The sequence below is a fragment of the Ruegeria sp. BB10 genome (genome assembly GCF_056535725.1).
Genome location: NZ_JBQFIW010000001.1, coordinates 2,570,916 through 2,589,038 on the forward strand (window position 1 = coordinate 2,570,916; position 18,123 = coordinate 2,589,038).

The 18,123-nt window shown below is 58.3% G+C and carries 21 protein-coding genes; 11 read left to right on the plus strand and 10 right to left on the minus strand.

Annotated features, from left to right (window positions below):
• Positions 1-69 precede the first annotated feature (69 nt).
• Positions 70-408: an NIPSNAP family protein gene (locus tag ACR3EP_RS13285; protein WP_480638250.1), complete on the plus strand. Its 339-nt coding sequence runs from the start codon at positions 70-72 to the stop codon at positions 406-408.
• 52 nt (positions 409-460) lie between these two features.
• On the opposite strand, the gene ACR3EP_RS13290 is transcribed toward ACR3EP_RS13285, so the two are convergent.
• Entirely contained in the window at positions 461-1,096 is a 636-nt protein-coding gene (locus ACR3EP_RS13290) for a DUF1326 domain-containing protein (RefSeq protein WP_170360738.1), read from the minus strand.
• Positions 1,097-1,348: 252 nt separating this feature from the next.
• Between ACR3EP_RS13290 and ACR3EP_RS13295 the strand changes: the two genes are divergently transcribed.
• The 4 genes from ACR3EP_RS13295 (at position 1,349) to ACR3EP_RS13310 (ending at position 3,796) form a co-directional block, all read left to right on the plus strand.
• On the plus strand, positions 1,349-1,621 hold the full coding sequence (locus tag ACR3EP_RS13295; protein ID WP_480638253.1) for a PepSY domain-containing protein: 273 nt from the start codon (positions 1,349-1,351) through the stop codon (positions 1,619-1,621).
• A 92-nt stretch (positions 1,622-1,713) separates the two neighbouring features.
• Positions 1,714-2,172 (plus strand): helix-turn-helix transcriptional regulator, encoded by a 459-nt coding sequence (locus ACR3EP_RS13300; protein WP_480638255.1) that lies wholly within the window; start codon positions 1,714-1,716, stop codon positions 2,170-2,172.
• 131 nt (positions 2,173-2,303) lie between these two features.
• Positions 2,304-2,993, plus strand: coding sequence for an outer membrane protein (locus tag ACR3EP_RS13305; RefSeq protein ID WP_480638257.1), 690 nt, complete (start codon positions 2,304-2,306; stop codon positions 2,991-2,993).
• Between the two features lie 71 nt (positions 2,994-3,064).
• Positions 3,065-3,796, plus strand: a complete 732-nt coding sequence (locus tag ACR3EP_RS13310) for a glycosyltransferase family 25 protein (protein ID WP_480638258.1) — start codon at positions 3,065-3,067, stop codon at positions 3,794-3,796.
• A 69-nt stretch (positions 3,797-3,865) separates the two neighbouring features.
• On the opposite strand, the gene ACR3EP_RS13315 is transcribed toward ACR3EP_RS13310, so the two are convergent.
• Complete coding sequence (locus tag ACR3EP_RS13315; RefSeq protein WP_170360748.1) at positions 3,866-4,516, minus strand: peroxiredoxin; 651 nt, start codon at positions 4,514-4,516, stop codon at positions 3,866-3,868.
• Between the two features lie 183 nt (positions 4,517-4,699).
• Here ACR3EP_RS13315 and ACR3EP_RS13320 point away from each other — a divergent pair, with 183 nt between their 5' ends.
• The gene (locus ACR3EP_RS13320; protein ID WP_480638261.1) at positions 4,700-6,139 is read left to right on the plus strand and encodes an aldehyde dehydrogenase family protein; all 1,440 of its coding nucleotides are present in this window, start codon (positions 4,700-4,702) and stop codon (positions 6,137-6,139) included.
• A gap of 53 nt (positions 6,140-6,192) precedes the next feature.
• Here the strand turns inward: ACR3EP_RS13320 and ACR3EP_RS13325 are convergent, their stop codons facing one another.
• Positions 6,193-7,044 carry a methylated-DNA--[protein]-cysteine S-methyltransferase gene (locus ACR3EP_RS13325; protein ID WP_480638262.1) on the minus strand — a complete coding sequence of 284 codons (852 nt, stop codon included), beginning with the start codon at positions 7,042-7,044 and terminating at the stop codon, positions 6,193-6,195.
• 132 nt (positions 7,045-7,176) lie between these two features.
• Here ACR3EP_RS13325 and ACR3EP_RS13330 point away from each other — a divergent pair, with 132 nt between their 5' ends.
• From ACR3EP_RS13330 to ACR3EP_RS13345, 4 genes are read left to right on the plus strand one after another with little or no spacing between them, the layout of a single operon-like run.
• Complete coding sequence (locus ACR3EP_RS13330; RefSeq protein ID WP_425081366.1) at positions 7,177-7,977, plus strand: class I SAM-dependent methyltransferase; 801 nt, start codon at positions 7,177-7,179, stop codon at positions 7,975-7,977.
• 41 nt (positions 7,978-8,018) lie between these two features.
• A complete protein-coding gene (gene nth / locus ACR3EP_RS13335; RefSeq protein WP_170349787.1) occupies positions 8,019-8,663 on the plus strand; it encodes an endonuclease III in 645 nt (214 codons plus the stop codon).
• Positions 8,660-9,649 (plus strand): adenosine kinase, encoded by a 990-nt coding sequence (locus ACR3EP_RS13340; RefSeq protein ID WP_170410748.1) that lies wholly within the window; start codon positions 8,660-8,662, stop codon positions 9,647-9,649. Before nth ends, ACR3EP_RS13340 begins: the two co-directional genes overlap by 4 nt.
• Positions 9,650-9,677: 28 nt before the next feature.
• Positions 9,678-10,529 (plus strand): glycosyltransferase family 2 protein, encoded by an 852-nt coding sequence (locus ACR3EP_RS13345; RefSeq protein ID WP_170410751.1) that lies wholly within the window; start codon positions 9,678-9,680, stop codon positions 10,527-10,529.
• A 13-nt stretch (positions 10,530-10,542) separates the two neighbouring features.
• Here the strand turns inward: ACR3EP_RS13345 and ACR3EP_RS13350 are convergent, their stop codons facing one another.
• The 5 genes from ACR3EP_RS13350 to ACR3EP_RS13370 all read right to left on the minus strand — a co-directional run bounded on the left by ACR3EP_RS13350 (position 10,543) and on the right by ACR3EP_RS13370 (position 14,624).
• The gene (locus ACR3EP_RS13350) at positions 10,543-11,376 is read right to left on the minus strand and encodes a DUF547 domain-containing protein (RefSeq protein WP_480638264.1); all 834 of its coding nucleotides are present in this window, start codon (positions 11,374-11,376) and stop codon (positions 10,543-10,545) included.
• Positions 11,373-12,746 (minus strand): radical SAM protein, encoded by a 1,374-nt coding sequence (locus ACR3EP_RS13355; RefSeq protein ID WP_480638266.1) that lies wholly within the window; start codon positions 12,744-12,746, stop codon positions 11,373-11,375. The genes ACR3EP_RS13350 and ACR3EP_RS13355 overlap by 4 nt, the downstream gene beginning before the upstream one ends.
• A gap of 71 nt (positions 12,747-12,817) precedes the next feature.
• Complete coding sequence (locus ACR3EP_RS13360; RefSeq protein ID WP_170376213.1) at positions 12,818-13,528, minus strand: glutathione S-transferase family protein; 711 nt, start codon at positions 13,526-13,528, stop codon at positions 12,818-12,820.
• A gap of 64 nt (positions 13,529-13,592) precedes the next feature.
• Positions 13,593-14,132 (minus strand): RNA polymerase sigma factor SigZ, encoded by a 540-nt coding sequence (sigZ, locus tag ACR3EP_RS13365; protein WP_480638267.1) that lies wholly within the window; start codon positions 14,130-14,132, stop codon positions 13,593-13,595.
• 6 nt (positions 14,133-14,138) lie between these two features.
• Positions 14,139-14,624 (minus strand): RNA pyrophosphohydrolase, encoded by a 486-nt coding sequence (locus tag ACR3EP_RS13370; protein ID WP_170410760.1) that lies wholly within the window; start codon positions 14,622-14,624, stop codon positions 14,139-14,141.
• A 137-nt stretch (positions 14,625-14,761) separates the two neighbouring features.
• Between ACR3EP_RS13370 and ACR3EP_RS13375 the strand changes: the two genes are divergently transcribed.
• Complete coding sequence (locus ACR3EP_RS13375; RefSeq protein ID WP_480638269.1) at positions 14,762-16,789, plus strand: 2,4-dienoyl-CoA reductase FMN-binding domain-containing protein; 2,028 nt, start codon at positions 14,762-14,764, stop codon at positions 16,787-16,789.
• Positions 16,790-16,802: 13 nt separating this feature from the next.
• Here the strand turns inward: ACR3EP_RS13375 and ACR3EP_RS13380 are convergent, their stop codons facing one another.
• Positions 16,803-17,411 carry a LysE family translocator gene (locus ACR3EP_RS13380; RefSeq protein WP_170349778.1) on the minus strand — a complete coding sequence of 203 codons (609 nt, stop codon included), beginning with the start codon at positions 17,409-17,411 and terminating at the stop codon, positions 16,803-16,805.
• A 78-nt stretch (positions 17,412-17,489) separates the two neighbouring features.
• Complete coding sequence (locus ACR3EP_RS13385) at positions 17,490-17,930, minus strand: DUF4399 domain-containing protein (RefSeq protein WP_425081358.1); 441 nt, start codon at positions 17,928-17,930, stop codon at positions 17,490-17,492.
• Between the last annotated feature and the right edge of the window lie 193 nt (positions 17,931-18,123).

The window sequence follows — 18,123 nt, forward strand, 5'->3', positions numbered from 1 at the left end:
GTTTGGGCTGCCCTTGAAACGTCCTCGAACCATGGCGACAGTTAAAGAGTTCTTCTGTGAGGCAATGCAATGATCCTGGAAATTCGTCATTACACGCTGAAACCCGGCCTCCGGGAGGAATTTATTGCGTTTTTTGAAAAGCATAACCGCTCTGCTCTACGCGATGCAGGCATGCTTATTTTTGGGCCACTCCGCGATCTGGAGGATGCCAACAAAGTACACTGGATGCGCGCTTTCCCCTCTTTGGAAGCAAGAGAGCGGTTAAAGAATGACTTCTACGAAGGGCCAGTCTGGCACGAGCAGATCGAGCCCATCGCTATGTCAATGATTGCCCATTACGAGGCAGAACTGACCGAGACAACAAACGGGTTCGAGACATTCAAAGGCGCTCGAACACTCGATATGTAGTGTGAACTGCGCCGCAATTCGGGTTTTGGACAAATGCGGCGCTGCTCGACAATCAGTGCGCCACCCCTGTCGGCCCGTGCTTCATAACATGCCACTGACCATAGCTGTCGTTCAGGTCCAGTTTGATCGCCGCGTCTGCCTTGGTCGACGCGCTGCCGATCTCGGCCAGGGTGAATTCGATACCGCCGGGGATATCAATCCGAACGCGATGCGGGCCACCGCCATGCGGTGCCTGAATCGGTTCGCCGGAAGATTTCAGCACATCCCCGATGGTGACCTGGGCCGTACGCCCGTCCATGTCCATCTCAAAATCAATCGGCACATACAGAGTCTCGTGAACGTTGTCGCACATCGTACGGAAAACATGCCAGTGGGTCGCCATTTCCTCGGTCTCTTCGCCGTGAAAGACCTTTTCCAATGCGGCGCGTTGGGCGTCCGAGGCACTTGGATCGATGATCACCTGCATCTCACCGCCGCCCTCGAAAATGGGACCCGGCCAGGCATAGATAAGAGCAGCCTTCGTACCACTTAGATCCGTGTCGCCAAAATGCCCCTTTGAAACTTCCAACACTTCAAACCCGCGGCAATGGCCATGGGTTGGCAATTCTTCGAACTGGCAAGGGCATGCATACCCGCAGTTGCAGTTCCCAAAAGCGTCGCCTTCAATATACCAATCAGTAAAACCCATCGTCTTCTCCTGTTATGCACAGTCTGAAAATCCCGACGTCGTTGGTCGCAAGCCTGTAGATTATTCCCCCGACAACACCCTACCACAAATTGGTTGCGTTCAGAACCGTAAGGCCTAAATGCCCCTGTTTCGTTGAAATTGCGGCGTAAACCTTGGTTTAAACCCGCCAGTTTCAACCAAAATCCAATCGCAGCAGCCGGGGGCCATCCCCAGTTCGATCGCACCGACGCAATGCACAAAAGGAGATGCGATATGGAAACCTTCAAGATGCTGACACTGACCGGCCTGATCGTAACTGCCCCGGCCCTGGCTCTGGCCAACGTAGGGCTTGGCGACAAACTGGGAACCAACGAGGCCGAAATCCGGTCGACTCTTGAGGCGCAGGGGTACCAGATCGAAGAGATCGAATTCGAAGATGGTGAGATCGAGGTTGAACTCAGCAAGGATGGCGTGGAAACTGAACTGGTCCTGACCGAAACGGATGGCGAGGTGACCGCCATCGAAATCGAAAAAGACGACGACTGACCGCGCGATATCAAAGGAGCGCCATGAAGCTCTCACAGACGTCTTTACTCTGGCTCCTTCTGGTGGTGCAGGTCCTCTGCGCCGCCTTTTTCTTGACCGACGCAGTCTTGGATTGGACCGGAGGCGAAAGTGCCGGGTTCCGCCATCTGCACGGGTTTGAACTGGTCCTGTCGCTGGCGCTGATGGGGGGACTGGCCGCAACCATTACCCTGATACGCACGCAAAATCGACGCGTGCGCGAAATGCAGCGTCAGCTTGGTGTGGCGCAGGGTGCCTTTGCCAAGATCATCGACAACCAGTTCAGCGAATGGCAACTCAGCGACGCTGAACGTGACGTCGCGCTGCTGTCCATCAAAGGGTTGTCCATCGCGGAAATCGCCGAACTCAGGCAGACCAAAGAAGGGACGATCAAGGCACAAAGCGCAGCGATTTATCGTAAGGCAGATGTCACGGGGCGGCTTCAACTGCTCAGTTTCTTTGTCGAAGAGCTTTTGACCGCTCCGCTGATGAACGAGCCCAAAGCGCCCAAGTCCAGGAAAGATCAAACCTGAAATTCAAGGCGGATTTATTCACTCACACCGTGCAAATAACCTGTGACTCAACGTGAAGCTCCCGCGCCTTCTTTTCGCGTCTCAATTGCCCACATGTGCCTTGTACCCAATTCGGAACAAAGGACATGGTTATGGTTTCTCGTCTCTTTCTCGCCTCGGCGGCCCTGACGGTCAGCGCGTCGGCACTGGCTGCCCAAAGCCTGACTGATGGCCATTATATTCAGGGCTTCGCAGGCTACAGCCAATTGCAAGACAGCGACTTCGGCGGCACGGTCAACGGATCGCCACAATCCGTGGACACCGATTTTGACGCGGGCTATGGGCTGGGTATCGCCGTTGGCAAGGAAATTCCACAATGGTCTAATGACCGCATCGGCACCCGGGTCGAACTGGAATTGTCCTACCGCGACAACGACGTGGACGGCGTCAATTTCTCGGGCAACGGGCCGGGGAACGAGGGGAATACATCGGGCGATATCACGCAGACCTCGCTGTTTGGCAATGTGCTGTTCGACATCAAGCAAAACAGCGCTTTCACACCCTATGTGGGTCTGGGTCTTGGCGTAACCTATTCCGATATCGACATCTCTTACGGGCCGGGCGTGCGGCTGGACGACAGTGAGACGAACTTTGCAGCCCAAGTCATCGCCGGCGTGGCTTATGAGGTCAACGAAACCACTGCATTAACCCTCGATACCCGCTATTCTCGTGCCTTCGACGTCTCAACCAACCGCGTGGCACCCAACGGAGCCTCCACCGGCTCTGTCGAGGACGATATCGACACGTTCAGCGTCAATGTCGGCCTGCGCTACGGGTTCTGAGTGCGCACGGGGGCAGAGTTTCTATCCGGTTCCTCTTCCCCCGCATGGTCCCGTGTTCTATGCACGGGATCATGCGATCTTTTATCATCCATATGTCCTCTAGCACCGCCCGGCGACCCAATGCCGACAAGCTGTGCGCCGATCTGCCAAATGCCGAACTGTTCGAGGCCGTGAATGGCCGTGATCCTGAACAGATCGCCGGTGTTCAGCTTCATCCCGGCAATCTGCACCGCCCGCATTACCCCTTTCCCCTCCGTCCGGCTGAAATCGGCGTGTTCGAAAGCCATCGCCGCATCTGGCGCAAGCTGGTCGATGAAGAAATTGATCTGGCCATCATCACCGAAGATGACCTGCGTATCGACCCCGCCCGCATGGCCGAGACGCTCAAGGTTCTGGCCCCGATCGCCACACCCGACCATTATATCCGCATTCCGGTAAAGCAGCGCGAGGTCCCGGTTCAGACTCTGGCCGAACAGAACGGGCTTCGGCTGATCCTGCCCAAGGTGATCGGGTTGCAATGCGTCTGTCAGATGGTGGGTCGACACGCGGCCAAACGATTGCTTGCCGCCACCGAACAGATTGACCGCCCGGTAGATACCTTCATGCAAATGCACTGGCTGACCGGCCAACCCATCCACGCCCTGCTGGGCAGTGGCAATCAAGAGGTGGCGCGCGAAATCGGTGGGTCGACCATCCAAACCAAACCGCCACTGTCGGATAAACTGACCCGCGAATTCAAACGCGCAGCTTATCGGGCAAAGCTGCACCTGCACCCGCAGCGCCCGCCTGCTTCATCTGGCTGAAGATACCTTCGGGGGAAGTACGCCGTTAGGCGCGAGGGGGGCAGACAGCCCCCCGGACCCGGTGCCGCCTTACGACGGTGCCTTGGTCTTGCGCAGATAGGGAAAGATCGTTTCGAACTCGCCGAACTTTTCTTTCGCTTCGTCGTTGGACACGGCGGGAGGGATGATCACGTCTTCACCCGGCACCCAGTTGGCAGGCGTCGCAACGCCCTTGGCCGACATCTGCAACCCGTCCAGCGCGCGCAGAATCTCGGCAAAGTTCCGGCCCACGGTCATCGGATAGGTCATCGAAAGTTTCAGCTGCTTGTCCGGCCCGATTATAAAGACCGAGCGCACCGTGGCGCTGTCTGCAGGCGTGCGACCGTCGGGCAGATACGCCTCGGCTGGCAGCATGTCGAACGCCTTGGACACCGCCAGCCCGTCATCGGCGATGATCGGAAAGCCGGGGTTGGCGTTGCCGTAAGCCTCGATGTCTTTTTTCCACTTCTTGTGATCCTCGACCCCGTCGACCGACACGCCCAGAACCTTGGTATTGCGGGCCGCCCATTCGTCATTCAGCTGCGCCACAGCCGAAAACTCGGTGGTGCAAACAGGAGTAAAATCTTTGGGGTGCGAAAACAGGATCGCCCAGCTGTCACCGATCCAATCATGGAACTGAATGGTGCCCTGATCCGTCTCTGCAGTGAAGTTCGGAACCGTATCATTGATGCGCAAACCCATGGCGAATCTCCTTTATTGTGAAAAACCCGAGTCGGTTGCCGTAAACCTAAACACTTTGCGCGATTGTTAAACCACATAAGGGCGTCAAATAATTTGATCAAATTTTTCCTTGCCGTGCCCTTGCCCCGGTGACAGAGTGGCCGCGATTCCCGGCTTCGGGCTGTTGGCACAGGAGGATGCGCCATGATCGAAAAACGCGATTTCTATATCAACGGTCAGTGGGTCGCCCCCTCGGCGGCCAATGACTTTCACGTGATCAACCCCTCATCCGAGGAACCCTGCGCGGTGATCTCGTTGGGCGCACAGACCGATACGGATGCCGCCGTCGCTGCGGCCAAGGCGGCTCTGCCCAGCTGGATGGCCACTCCGGTTGCGGAACGGATCGCGCTGATGGAGAAGCTCGTTGAGGTCTACCAGACCCGCTCGGAAGATCTGGCGCAGGCTATGTCGCTTGAGATGGGCGCGCCGCTGGATATGTCACGCAGTTCGCAAGCGGGTGCGGGCATCTATCACCTCAAGAACTTCATCCGCGCCGCAAAGGATTTCCAATTCGAACGCCCGTTGGGCGATCATGCCCCCAATGACCGCATCATTCACGAGGCCGTCGGCGTTGCGGCCCTGATCACACCGTGGAACTGGCCGATGAACCAGATCACGCTCAAGGTCGGTGCGGCGGCAATTGCGGGCTGTACCATGGTGCTGAAACCGTCCGAGCAAAGCCCGCTGAACGCGATGATCTTTGCCGAGATGATGGACGCCGCAGGATTCCCGCCCGGCGTGTTCAACCTGGAGAACGGCGATGGGATGGGCGTAGGCTCGCAACTTTCGGCACACCCAGATGTGGATATGGTCAGCTTTACCGGATCGACCCGCGCCGGAACGGCGATCTCCAAAGCCGCGGCTGAAACGCTGAAGAAAGTGCATCTGGAACTGGGCGGCAAGGGCGCGAATGTGATCTTTGCCGATGCCGATGAAAAGGCCGTTAAACGCGGTGTGCTGCACATGATGAACAACACCGGCCAAAGCTGCAACGCGCCCAGCCGCATGCTGGTCCAGCGCGCGATCTATGATCAGGCGGTGGAGATTGCGGCAGAGGTAGCCAACAAAGTCACCGTTGGTCCCGCGCTTGAGGAAGGTCGCCATATCGGCCCTGTGGTGAACGAGGTGCAATGGACCAAGATTCAGGACCTGATCCAGCAGGGTATTGATGAAGGTGCGCGTCTGGTTGCTGGCGGCACCGGACGGCCCGAGGGTTTGAACAAGGGCTACTACGTCCGCCCCACCGTCTTTGCGGATGCCAATAATCAGATGACCATCGCGCGTGAAGAAATCTTTGGCCCGGTTCTGACCATGATGCCCTTCGACACCGAAGAAGAGGCCGTCGAGATCGCCAATGACACGCCTTATGGTCTGACAAACTATGTTCAGACACAGGACGCCGCGCGCGCCAATCGCATGGCGCGGGTGCTGCGGTCGGGCATGGTTGAAATGAATGGCCAGTCACGCAGCGCCGGATCGCCTTTTGGCGGGATGAAACAATCCGGCAACGGGCGCGAAGGTGGCGTTTGGGGTTTGGAGGACTTTTTGGAAGTCAAATCCGTCGGCGGCTGGGCAGCCGAGTAAACAGACTTGGAATAATCCAATTGTGAGGCACCTTGCGGTGCCTCGCTTTGTTTTCAGGCATCCGCCTGCGCGGCCTCATAAGCCAGCATCGCGCGTTTGACCGGCAGGCCCCAATGGTAGCCGCCCAAACCGCCGGATTTCCGCAGCGCCCGGTGGCAGGGGATCAGCCAGCTGACCGGATTGCGCCCCACCGCTGTACCGACCGCACGCACCGCTTGCGGAGACCCTACCCGCTGCGCGATCTCGGAATAGGTGGTGACCTGGCCTGATGGGATGTGCATCAAAGCCTCCCAAACTTTGATCTGCAGGGGTGAGCCGATCAGGTAGAGCGGTGTCGGCTCCAACCGATCACTGACCGATCCAAACGCGCTCAGCACCCACGGGCGCAGGCGCATCGGGTCCTCGACAAAGTCCGCCTGCGGCCAGCGCGACAGCATATCCTCCATCGCGTCTTCTTCACCGGTCTCGGCGCCGAAGGCCATGCCGCAAATGCCTTTGTCGGTACCCATCACCAGCGCGGGGCCAAAGGGGCTTTCGAACCAACCCCAATAGATCGTCAGCCCTGACCCTTTGCGGGCGTATTCGCCGGGGCTCATGGATTCCCATTTCAGGAACAAATCGTGCAGGCGGCCAGAGCCGGACAGACCGACATTGTGGGCGGTCTCCAGCGTCGTGAACCGTTCGCGCAACAGCGCCTTAGCGTGACCCAAAGTCAGGTACTGCTGGTACCGTTTCGGTGACACGCCGGTCCAGCGCGAGAACAGGCGTTGGAAATGCGCCGGGCTCATGTCCATTTGGCGGGCCAACTCATCCAGGCTGAGGGGCTCACCGCCCTGATCAATCAACTCGATCGCGCGCCGCATGACGTTATAATGATAGCCGGACTCAGCGTTCTGGATGTTCATATCGCACCTCCTTCGTTGCATTGATCTTAATCCCTCAGACGCAATCAGAGCGACCCGGAACATGCGCAACCGCCCATCAGTTTGTCGAAAAGGCCATGCTTTGGTAACTTGCGCCATTTCTGGAGCTTGCCAATGTCGCCAATTGATGCCTTTCGCCTGTCCGAAGCAGCAGCACGTAAATATCAGGATCACTCGGTACCCGCGATGTTCGCTCCATTGGCAGAAGCCACAGTAAAGCGACTGGATTTGCCAACGGACGGACATGTACTGGACGTTGCCTGCGGAACCGGAGCGTTAACGCGGGTCATTATAGAGCATTTGCCCGGACAAGGCCGTGTTGTCGGGACGGATCTGAACCAATCAATGATTGATATCGCTCAATCCATGACCACGCAGACGGACCATAGGGTGGAATGGGTTGCGTCCGATGTTTCGGTACTGCCCTTTGACGCTCAGAGTTTTGATCTGGTTTGCGTCCAACAGGGGTTGCAATTCTTCCCGGATAAACCTGCGGCACTGTCCGAAATATTCCGGGTGCTCAAATCGGGCGGGCGCCTGAGCCTAACATGCTGGCGCGCTATCTCTCCCTTCAACGACGCGCTTGCCGAAGCATTGGCAACGCATGTCAGTGACGACGCGGCACAAAAGGCTCGCGCACCCTTTTCGTTCCGGGACGGAGACGTGATCACCTCTTTGCTGCGAGACGCCGGTTTCTCGATCACCTCGCATGACAGCATCGTTCTGCAACGTCGGTTTGAAGACCTGAGCGCTCAGGTACTCGCGTTACCGGTCGAGCAGGACATGCGTGCCAAAGGAGAGGCCGTGATTGACCAGGTATTAGAAGACATTGCCGCCCGGCTTGCGCCTTATGTGCAGGACGGCGTGTTTATCGTGCCGCAGGAGGCACATTTCTTTGTCGCAACCCGACCCTGACGCTCTTTACCCTGTGGCCCGCACACGGCATTAAGGCCCGGATGGCAAAACAACTCGATTATCACACGATCCGCGAGATCTTTACGCGTTTCCATGACGCCGACCCCGAACCCAAGGGCGAGCTGGAGCATGTGAACGTCTACACCTTGGTCGTGGCCGTAGCGCTGTCTGCGCAGGCGACGGACGCGGGCGTCAACAAAGCCACACGCGCGTTGTTCAAGGTTGCCGACACCCCGCAAAAGATGCTGGATCTGGGCGAAGACGGCCTGATCGAACATATCAAGACCATCGGCCTGTTCCGGCAAAAGGCCAAGAACGTCATCAAGCTCAGCCGTATTCTGGTTGAAGACTATGGCGGCGAGGTGCCCAATTCCCGTGCGGCACTGCAATCGCTGCCGGGGGTGGGGCGCAAGACGGCGAATGTGGTGCTGAACATGTGGTGGCGCTATCCCGCGCAGGCGGTGGACACCCATATCTTTCGTGTCGGCAACCGCAGCGGCATCTGCCCGGGCAAAAACGTGGACGCGGTCGAGCGTGCCATCGAAGACAACATTCCAACCGATTTCCAGCTGCATGCACATCACTGGCTGATCCTGCATGGCCGCTATCACTGCAAGGCGCGCAAACCCATGTGCGGCACCTGTATCATCCGCGATCTCTGCGAATTTGAGGACAAGAACCTATGAAAACCTACCAGCTTGTTGGCATCGGAAACGCCGTTGTGGACGTGATTTCCCAGGCCGATGACAGTTTCCTGGAACTGATGGGCATCGAAAAAGGCATCATGCAGCTGATCGAACAGGAACGCGGCGAGGTGCTGTATGCCTCGATGGAAGGTCGGGTTCAGACGCCGGGCGGGTCTGTGGCAAATACCATCGCCGGGGCCGGCGCACTGGGGCTGGATGCCGCGTTTATCGGGCGGGTGCATGATGACGCGCTGGGCCGGTTCTATGCGGATGCGATGAACGAAGATGGCGTGGATTTCGTGAACCCGCCGGTGCCGGGTGGCGAACTGCCGACCTCGCGCTCAATGATCTTTGTCTCGCCCGATGGGGAACGGTCGATGAACACATATTTGGGGATTTCGTCCGAGTTGTCCTCGGCGGACGTCTCTGCTGACGTGGCAGGCAACAGCCAGCTTATGTTCCTTGAGGGGTATCTGTTCGACAAGGAAAAGGGCAAGGCGGCGTTTCTTGAGGCTGCGCGAAACTGTCACAAAGGCGGCGGAATGGCGGGCATCGCCATCTCGGACCCGTTCTGCGTGGAACGTCACCGGGTCGATTTCCTGCTGCTGATCGAGAACGAGCTGGATTTCGTCATCGGCAACGAGGCCGAGATCAAGTCGCTGTTCGAAACCGACGATCTGGAAGAAGCGCTGGCAAAAACCGCCGCGATCTGCCCTCTGGTCGTGTGTACCCGGTCGGGTGACGGGGTAACGGTTCTGTATGACGGTCAGCGCACCGACGTTTCGGTGGAAAAGGTGGTGCCGGTGGACGCGACCGGCGCGGGCGACCAGTTTGCCGCCGGGTTTCTGTATGGCATGGCCACCGGTCGCGATTATGAGACCTGCGCCCGCATCGGCAATGTCTGCGCCCGTGAAGTGATCAGCCATATCGGCCCAAGGCCCGAAGCAAATATGCAGGAACTGCTGCGCGCCGCAGGCTTGCTGTAAAAAGTCAGGGCCGGACAGAGGGCATCGCATGAAAATAGCTGCGCTGACGATGGTGTACCGCGACTATGAAATGCTGGCGCGCTGGTGCGATTATTACGGCGACATGCTGGGCCGCGAAAACCTTTTTATCGTCTCTCATGGTGCCGACCCACGGCACCGTGAGATTGCCCAAGGGTGCAACTGCATCACTGTCCCAAGGGAGCCCGTTGCGAATTTCGACACGTGGCGGTTCGAAATGCTGCATCGCTTCGTTCAGTTTCTGTCCAGTTCTTATGATTGGGTCATTCGCACGGATTCGGATGAGTTCATTGTCGCGGACAGGGCATATGGAACCGTGCCCGAGATACTGCAGCGTCAGGAGGTTCCGTTCGCCTTTGCCCTCGGCCTTGAGGTTTTCCAACACGAAAGCGAAAAGGAACTGACGCCAGACCCTATCACCACCCAGCGGCGCTATGGTCTGGTTCTTGCGAGGTATTCCAAGGCGTTTGCGGTACGAAATGGCATGCGGCTGGAAAACCATGGGGTTCACATAAACCCTCGAGGATCATCTTCCTACACTGTAAACATGCCTGAAGGGCTGTATCTGCTGCACATGCGGATGTGTTCGAACGCCGTGCATCAGGCCCATCGTGACCGAAAGATCATGATGAAGAACGCGCCGCGCTCGTGGAAGAATCTGGACAAGTGGGAACGGATTATTCTTGACCACATTGCTTTGGGTCAGGTCGATGATAGCGATGCTCATCTCAGTCACGTCCGGAACGTTCAAAGCAATCGCCACAGACCGGCCTGGTATCGGCGCGGTATCCTTGTGCCTGTTGCGACACCCGACATGAACCGCGTCGTGGAACTCCCGCAGGGTATTCTCGGCCAGGTGTGATCGGAAGATCGTGCTATGAACCGGCTGCGTCGTTCAGCCGCCAATCGTAATCATACGCCCTGACCCGCTGTGTTTGCTGCAGTCGGGCCCGCAAGTCGGGATCGGCGACCGTTCGAATATAGGCCAGCACGGCCTGTTCATTTGGTCCAAAATCTTCGCGGAACCAGATGTAGATTTTTGACAGGACAGGCCTCCCGTGATCATTGAACCGCACTCCGCGCGGATCATTGACATAGGCACGCTCGGTCGCGGCAAAGTCCTGCTCCAAGGTCTCGGCCTGCCAAGCGCGGCTCATCAGATTGGGACAACCCACGGCCGCGCAGTTCAACGCATAGTGGATGCGGGGCTCATCATATGTGGGTCGGATGATGCGATGCTCGATATCGTTCAGGGTCAGCGTCTGCCCCGCCACCTCAACCAGAGGCCGGTTCCAGGGGCCGATCGACAGCGGCCCGTCTTTGATGTCGCGGATCGAGGCCACGGGATAGTTATCAAGAACCACATCCACCGTCACTGCATTATAGAGATTGATCCAATAGGCCAGCTGCTGATCGCGAGTCAGTTGCATCGGATCCACGGCTTGCAAATCGGTCAGATAACCATCCAGCCGCGCCCGGTCGGCCTGCGTCACCTGCCCATAAGCCAGCCGATTTACACCTTGCGCATCCGGCGCGACATAACGGGACAGGAAAGCCGTCCAATCACTGTGATCAACCCATTGTCCGGGTAGTGGCGCGTAGCTGGTCAAGGTCTGCCCCGGCAAGGCCTCGGGCGCGGGCAGCGCCAAACGCTCAACACTGGCGCAGGCGGCCAGCAAGGGCAGCAGCAGGATCAGCAGGTATCTCATGACGCGTCCTTCCGGGTCAGGTGCAGGGCCCGCATCTGACCCTTGAGCCGCTTCAGCGGGGCAAGCGAGGGGTCGCCAAGCTCGGGCAGATCCGGCCCACCAGACAGGCGCGGCACGGCGGCGTTCCACCAGCTTGGGCCGGTCGGGCCTTCGATCCGGTCCGGCCTGGCCAGATGCATATCGCGCTGCGCATTGTGTACACACATCGACAGCGGTCCGTTGGCCGTCGCGACCATGAACACGCATGAGGCGCAGCGATCCTCCTCAAGCGCATCCGCCGCCATGAAGTTATGGATGAACACGGCCTGCCGCCGCACCGGGCCGCGCAGCAGCCCTGATCCCAGACGCACCACGCTTAACGCCAGATGACCAAGCGCCCGCAAGGCCAGAAGCGGGTGCCGCCAGATCATGCGCCGCAGTTTGGGGCGGATGCGGATATGCGCGTCCTGCTTATCGTCAACGCCTTCAAGCGCGGCGATCACCCGATGCACCAGCCGCCGGTTCGACAGCAACGAGACCGCGCGCCCTCCAGCGGTGACCACACTGGCATAACGATTGCATTTGGAATGCCCAACGGCAGCAGTTTCGAAATGCAGCGGCGTGCCGTAGCCTGCTTCGATCGCGCGCGTCACACTGTCCTGCGTGATCGCATCGGGCCGCACGCGCAGAACACCGCGCCCGGTATCGGCCTGCATCTGGAACGACACAAAGGCAACCTCGGGGCGGTCACGCAGAAACCGGGCCAATTTCGGTATCTCGCCGAAATTGCCGCCAAACACGGTGGTATTGAACAGGATACGCAACCCCAACCCGCGCGCGCGGCGGATGTAGGCGCGGCGCACGGTGTTCAGTTCGACCTCGGTGCTGAACCCTTTTCGTTCCTGGGTCAGGTCGACGTGAAAGGCGACATCATCCAACCCTGCCGCTGCCAGCCGCGTCAGAAAAGCCCGGCTGGCGCGGATACCGTTGGTCATCAGGCAGGACCGCATGCCCAGACGGCGGATCTCGCGGCACAGGGCCTCAAGATCCTCGACCTTGCGCAGGGTCGGGTCACCGCCCGTCAGTTGTACCGAGACACCTTTGCCATAGTGGCTGCGGATCGTGGCGAGCCGTGCAAACAGAACCGAAAGCGGTGGGTCAAAGGTCATCTCGGCCCGGTCCGAGAGGTAGCATAGCGTGCAATCCAGATTGCAGTGCTGGGTGACCTCAAGCGCGACGCAGGCGATGGGGTAAAACCGCCCCGCTGTCTGTCCCGCACCAAATTCACCGCAACTTAGCAAACCACCACGCAAGGGGGCACGACGGTCGGTGCCTGTGAACTTGCGTCCGGCGGGGACAATGGCGGGCTGGGGATGCGCGGTGTCTTTCATACGCACCAAGCTAGAGAGGGCTCGGACATGCGGCCACGCCCTCTCACGCCAACGTGCGGGCCGGTGAACGATCAGCCGCAGCAGCCACCGGATTGTTTCACTTCGGTCGCCGACGGAGCCTCGTTCACATTCGCACCCCGACCCAGCCAGGTGCGTTCGGCCAGATAGAAATCGGTGAAGCGGTCGTGAAAGTCGTCGGACACGGATTTCTGCGGAATGCCCGTGGCCTGTAGGGCCCGCTGCCACGCTTTCACCTTGGGATAATCGGCCAGCATGTCGTGCCCACTGTAATCGGCGACAATCGCAGCGCGGTGCAACAAGGGCAGCCATGCCATATCGACATTGCCCAGCGTTTCACCTGCAAAGAACGGACCATCGCCCAGTTGTTTTTCCGCCTTGGCAAAGGCGGCGTTCAATTTGGTCACGCGTTCACCAAATACCGCGCTGTCCGCACTTTGCATGGTGCTGCACTGAACCAGATAGTGTTTGCTGGCCTGATAGCTCCACGCTCGGTTCAAGGCGCGCTGTTCGGGCGTCAGATCGGGTTGCAGCGGGGTAGCGACTTCATCAAGATATTCAGCGATTGCGTCTGACTCGAACAGCGGCGTGCCGCCTTCGGTCACCAGCACGGGCACCTGGCCGGTTGGCGACAGCTCAAGAAACCAATCGGGCTTGTCGCTGAGGCTGATGAAGTCGATTTGATAGGGCATCTGCTTGGCCTCAAGCAACGCCGTGACGCGCTGAACGAAAGGGCAAATTTTAAAGCTGATGATACGGATCATTGGTCTTTCCTTTTGGTTGCTTCACCTGTCAGACGAAGCCCACGCCAAAAAGACGACGATCAGATCAACATTTTCTGCAATTGCTGGATTTTTCCTGCACGTCCGAGATGTTTCCCCGCACATCCATCGAAATATTGCAGCAGTCTTCAAACGCCTTGCGCAACTCGGACCGACCTTTTTGAACGCGTGACTTGAGGGTCGAATAGGACAGCCCATGCGCCTGTGCATAATCGCGTTGTGACATGCCATTGATGTCTATGGCCATCAACATATCTGCGGTCTCGGCGGGCAGACCCCGAATGAAGGGTTCGACACAGCCTTCAAGATCCTGACGGGTTTCGGGATCATCGCGATGATACCACAGGTCATCCGGATGCGCCTGCGCACGGCCCGCTTTGCGATAGTGGTCAATGATAGTGCGATCCGCCGTCTGAAACAGCCACGGCTGCAGCTTGGCCGGATCTTTCAAATCAGGCAGGCCGGTGAAGACCTTGACCGAAATCTCTTGCAGCAGGTCATCCACATCCGCCGCATTGGACACGCGCGAATGCAAAAACGCCTTTAGACGAGAGCGATATTTCGGCCAAATATCTTCGATCTGCATGTTGGTTTATGACAGGTAATCGGCGAACGCGTCCACCACCTGCTCATAGACCTCACGCTTGAAGGGCACGATTTCCGCGATCAGCTTGCCGGGGTCTTGCCATTTCCAGCGGGTGAATTCCGGGTGATCCGTTGCGATATTGATCTGATCGTCGCGGCCGGTAAAGCGCAGCAGGAACCATTTCTGTTCCTGCCCGCGAAAACGGCCTTTCCAGATATTGGGCACAATCTCATGCGGCAGGTCATAAGGCAGCCAGCCATCGGTCTCGGCCACTACCTTGACCAGATCAGCGGTCACGCCTGTTTCTTCCCATAGCTCACGCAAGGCAGCATCGCGGGGGTCCTCACCCTTGTCCACCCCACCCTGCGGCATCTGCCACGCGTCCTTATGGCGGTCATTACGCTGGCCGACAAAAATCTTGCCGTCGGCATTCATCAGCATCAACCCGACGCAGGGGCGATAGGGAAGTTTGGCGATTTCTTCGGGGGTCATGCGTGGCCTCATGGGGATGTTCAGGCAACCTCTAACAAGCGCCGCGAGGTCCGCAAAGGGGGTGACGTTAGGTTTCGCGTGACAAAGTTTACGCGCGCGTCAATTTAGGTTGCAAATTCGTGAGGGAGAGTTTCGCCATGACTGCGTACCCAAACATGCTGGCCCCGCTGGATCTGGGTTTTACCACGTTGAAGAATCGCGTGCTGATGGGTTCGATGCATACAGGGCTTGAGGAAACCGGCGATTGGAACCGCGTGGCCGAGTTCTATGCCGACCGTGCGCGGGGTGGCGTGGCACTGATGGTGACGGGCGGGATTGGCCCGAACCTTGAAGGCTCGGTCCTGCCGGGTGCGTCAATGATGACCAACGACAAAGAAGTGGCGAACCATTCCATCGTGACGCAGCGGGTACACGAAGCAGGCGGCAAGATCGCGATGCAGATCCTGCACGCGGGCCGCTATGCCTATGGCCCGAAATGTGTGGCCCCCAGCCCTGTGAAGTCTCCGATCTCGCCGTTTCCGCCAAACGAGTTGGACGAAGACGGCATCGAGAAACAGATCAGCGATATCGTCAACGCTGCCCGATTGGCCCAGAAGGCAGGCTATGACGGGGTCGAGATCATGGGCTCTGAAGGGTATTTCCTGAATCAGTTCCTTGTAACCCACACCAACAAGCGCACCGATCGTTGGGGCGGGTCGTATGAGAACCGGATGCGCCTGCCCATCGAAGTCGTACGCCGCACGCGCGAGGCGGTGGGAACGGACTTCATCATCATCTACCGCCTGTCGATGATTGACCTGATCCCCAACGGCTCGACCCATGATGAGGTGGTGGAATTGGCGCGGCGGGTCGAACAGGCCGGTGCGACGATCATCAACACCGGCATCGGTTGGCACGAAGCACGGATTCCGACGATTGCGACCAGTGTTCCCCGCGCCGCCTTTGCGTGGGTGACCAAAAAGCTGATGGGCAAGGTCTCGATCCCCGTGATCACCTCAAACCGGATCAATACACCGGAAGTGGCCGAAGAGGTTTTGGCGACAGGCTGCGCCGATATGGTCTCAATGGCCCGCCCAATGCTGGCGGATGCGGATTTCGTGAACAAAGCGATTGCCGGGGACAGCGCCAAGATCGCGCCCTGTATCGCCTGCAACCAGGCCTGCCTGGATCACACGTTCAGCGGCAAGCTGACCTCATGCCTGGTTAACCCGCGCGCCTGCCACGAGACCGAGTTGGAGATTGCCAAGGCAGATACGGTCAAGACGGTGGCTATTGTCGGTGCTGGCCCGGCTGGTCTATCCACCGCCATGACCGCCGCCCAGCGCGGCCATGAGGTCACCCTGTTCGACCGCGCCAGTGAAATTGGCGGTCAGCTGAACATGGCCAAACAGGTACCGGGTAAAGAAGAGTTCTGGGGCCTGGTCGACTGGTACCGCACCATGATGGCTGATCTGGGTGTGAAAGTGGAACTGAACCGCGAGATTAGTGCCGATGACCTGACCGGTTTTGACGAAGTGATCATCGCCACCGGTGTTACCCCTCGCGATCCGCAGATACCGGGACAGGATCGGGACAACGTCCTCAGCTATATCGACGTGCTGCGCAACAAGGCCGAGGTCGGTGCGTCCGTCGCCGTGATCGGCGCAGGCGGCATTGGTTTTGATGTGTCCGAATTCCTGATTGAAGACGGACATAGCCCCACAACCGAATTGCCCGTCTGGATGAAGGAATGGGGTGTGACCGACCCCGAGGATCACCGCTCGGGCCTGGCCCCCGAAGGCCCGCAGCCCGAGGCTCCTAAGCGGCAGATCACCCTGTTGCAGCGCAAGAAGCAGGCACACGGCAAAGGGCTGGGCAAAACTACGGGATGGATTCACCGCGCAACGCTAAAGATGAAAAACGTCAATTTCGTAGGCGGCGTGAACTATGAACGCATCGACGAGGACGGCCTGCATGTAACCTTTGGCGAAGAACGCGCTGATCCGACTGTCATCCCAGCGGATACGATTGTTCTGTGTTCTGGTCAGGTGTCTGAACGCTGCCTTGCCAACGCGCTGATCGATCGCGGCATCACCCCGCACGTGATTGGTGGCGCGGATGTAGCGGCAGAGCTGGACGCCAAGCGGGCGATCAATCAGGGCACACGGTTGGCGGCTAGCCTCTGAGTTCGTACAAAGGTTACTCGGAAAGCGCGAGCTTGACGCCCAGCGCACCAAACGCGGTTGAGAAACACCGCTTGATCCAGGTCATGACGGATGGTCGGTGAATGACATAATCCCGCGCCAGCGCCGCGCAGGCTCCGTATCCAACAAAGACCACAAAGGTCAGTGCCATGAAGGCAAGGGCGAGCTTGATCAGTTCCAGCCCTGCGTTCGCCGTACCTGCCGGTAAGAACTGTGGCAGGAAGGCCAGAAAGAACAAGGATAGTTTGGGGTTCAGAACATTGATCAAAGTTCCGGTCACCGCGATTTTGACGTGGCTTACCGAGGATTTCTCGGCATTGACCTCCAATGCGCCGCCATCTTTGAGAATCCCCCAAGCCATATAAAACAGATAAAGGACACCCAGATACTTGATGAGCTGAAACGCCAGCGCGCTGGTATGCAAAAGCGCGGCAAGCCCGATGATACTGGCAAGCGCTGCCGGAACGATTCCAATTGTACATCCAACTGCGGCCGCAAGGCTGGCGCGAAAACCGCGCCCAAGACCAACGGCCAGCGTGTATATCACACCGGTCCCGGGCAATAGCACCACAATTAGAGATGTCAGAAAAAACTCAAGCGACATGCCGCCTCCAACTTGTTCCGAGGCAGAGTTTCCGACAATCAAATTAATGTAAACCGTTTTCGCTGGCAGTTCTGGTGACTACTCCACCGTAATCGTAATCACCTCGGACACAATTGGTGTTGCATGCGGCACGTGCCCTGCATCGCCCAACACTAGTTGCAGCGTGTGTTCACCGGGGGCAAGGTCCAGCGTCACTTCGGTCTGACCGCCACCAAAATGCAGGTGATTGTCGTCTGCGGGCAAACCATAGGCCAGCTCATCTGCGCCGTCTTCGCCCTCACCTAGCGGTGGGCGGTCAATCAGCAAATGATGGTGACCGGTGTTTTCCTTCTCGGTCCCAGCCGGGGCCACGCCCATGCCGCTAAGACCAAAGACCACCGTCACAGGGGACTTGACGGTATCCCCGTCCGCCAGATTGACGAAATAAACCTTTGCTTCGGGGTTGGATGGCGTTTCTCCTCCGGCCAACGCAAGGGTTGCGGACAGGCACAGGGCAGCAAGGGCGAAAAGGGCTTTCATGATCTCCTCCGTGGTCACAAATTTGCCATTCTCATCTTAGCATATTCGCGCCAATGCCCCTAAACCCTTTGTCTTTTTTGGGGTGTAGTCACCTTGGAAACTATTGTTTCCGCGTTTCCCATCTGCAAACGATAGCAATAAAATCCCTGATATTATCCCATGTCTGCCCCGTTTCCGCCCAGATTGGGCGCCA

Coding starts and splice junctions, on each gene's coding strand:
- ACR3EP_RS13285 (WP_480638250.1), top strand. CDS start 70: ATGATCCTGGAAATTCGTCATTACACGCTGAAACCCGGCCTCCGGGAG.
- ACR3EP_RS13290 (WP_170360738.1), bottom strand. CDS start 1,096: ATGGGTTTTACTGATTGGTATATTGAAGGCGACGCTTTTGGGAACTGC.
- ACR3EP_RS13295 (WP_480638253.1), top strand. CDS start 1,349: ATGGAAACCTTCAAGATGCTGACACTGACCGGCCTGATCGTAACTGCC.
- ACR3EP_RS13305 (WP_480638257.1), top strand. CDS start 2,304: ATGGTTTCTCGTCTCTTTCTCGCCTCGGCGGCCCTGACGGTCAGCGCG.
- ACR3EP_RS13310 (WP_480638258.1), top strand. CDS start 3,065: ATGCGATCTTTTATCATCCATATGTCCTCTAGCACCGCCCGGCGACCC.
- ACR3EP_RS13315 (WP_170360748.1), bottom strand. CDS start 4,516: ATGGGTTTGCGCATCAATGATACGGTTCCGAACTTCACTGCAGAGACG.
- ACR3EP_RS13320 (WP_480638261.1), top strand. CDS start 4,700: ATGATCGAAAAACGCGATTTCTATATCAACGGTCAGTGGGTCGCCCCC.
- ACR3EP_RS13325 (WP_480638262.1), bottom strand. CDS start 7,044: ATGAACATCCAGAACGCTGAGTCCGGCTATCATTATAACGTCATGCGG.
- ACR3EP_RS13330 (WP_425081366.1), top strand. CDS start 7,177: ATGTCGCCAATTGATGCCTTTCGCCTGTCCGAAGCAGCAGCACGTAAA.
- nth (WP_170349787.1), top strand. CDS start 8,019: ATGGCAAAACAACTCGATTATCACACGATCCGCGAGATCTTTACGCGT.
- ACR3EP_RS13340 (WP_170410748.1), top strand. CDS start 8,660: ATGAAAACCTACCAGCTTGTTGGCATCGGAAACGCCGTTGTGGACGTG.
- ACR3EP_RS13345 (WP_170410751.1), top strand. CDS start 9,678: ATGAAAATAGCTGCGCTGACGATGGTGTACCGCGACTATGAAATGCTG.
- ACR3EP_RS13350 (WP_480638264.1), bottom strand. CDS start 11,376: ATGAGATACCTGCTGATCCTGCTGCTGCCCTTGCTGGCCGCCTGCGCC.
- ACR3EP_RS13355 (WP_480638266.1), bottom strand. CDS start 12,746: ATGAAAGACACCGCGCATCCCCAGCCCGCCATTGTCCCCGCCGGACGC.
- ACR3EP_RS13360 (WP_170376213.1), bottom strand. CDS start 13,528: ATGATCCGTATCATCAGCTTTAAAATTTGCCCTTTCGTTCAGCGCGTC.
- sigZ (WP_480638267.1), bottom strand. CDS start 14,132: ATGCAGATCGAAGATATTTGGCCGAAATATCGCTCTCGTCTAAAGGCG.
- ACR3EP_RS13370 (WP_170410760.1), bottom strand. CDS start 14,624: ATGACCCCCGAAGAAATCGCCAAACTTCCCTATCGCCCCTGCGTCGGG.
- ACR3EP_RS13375 (WP_480638269.1), top strand. CDS start 14,762: ATGACTGCGTACCCAAACATGCTGGCCCCGCTGGATCTGGGTTTTACC.
- ACR3EP_RS13380 (WP_170349778.1), bottom strand. CDS start 17,411: ATGTCGCTTGAGTTTTTTCTGACATCTCTAATTGTGGTGCTATTGCCC.
- ACR3EP_RS13385 (WP_425081358.1), bottom strand. CDS start 17,930: ATGAAAGCCCTTTTCGCCCTTGCTGCCCTGTGCCTGTCCGCAACCCTT.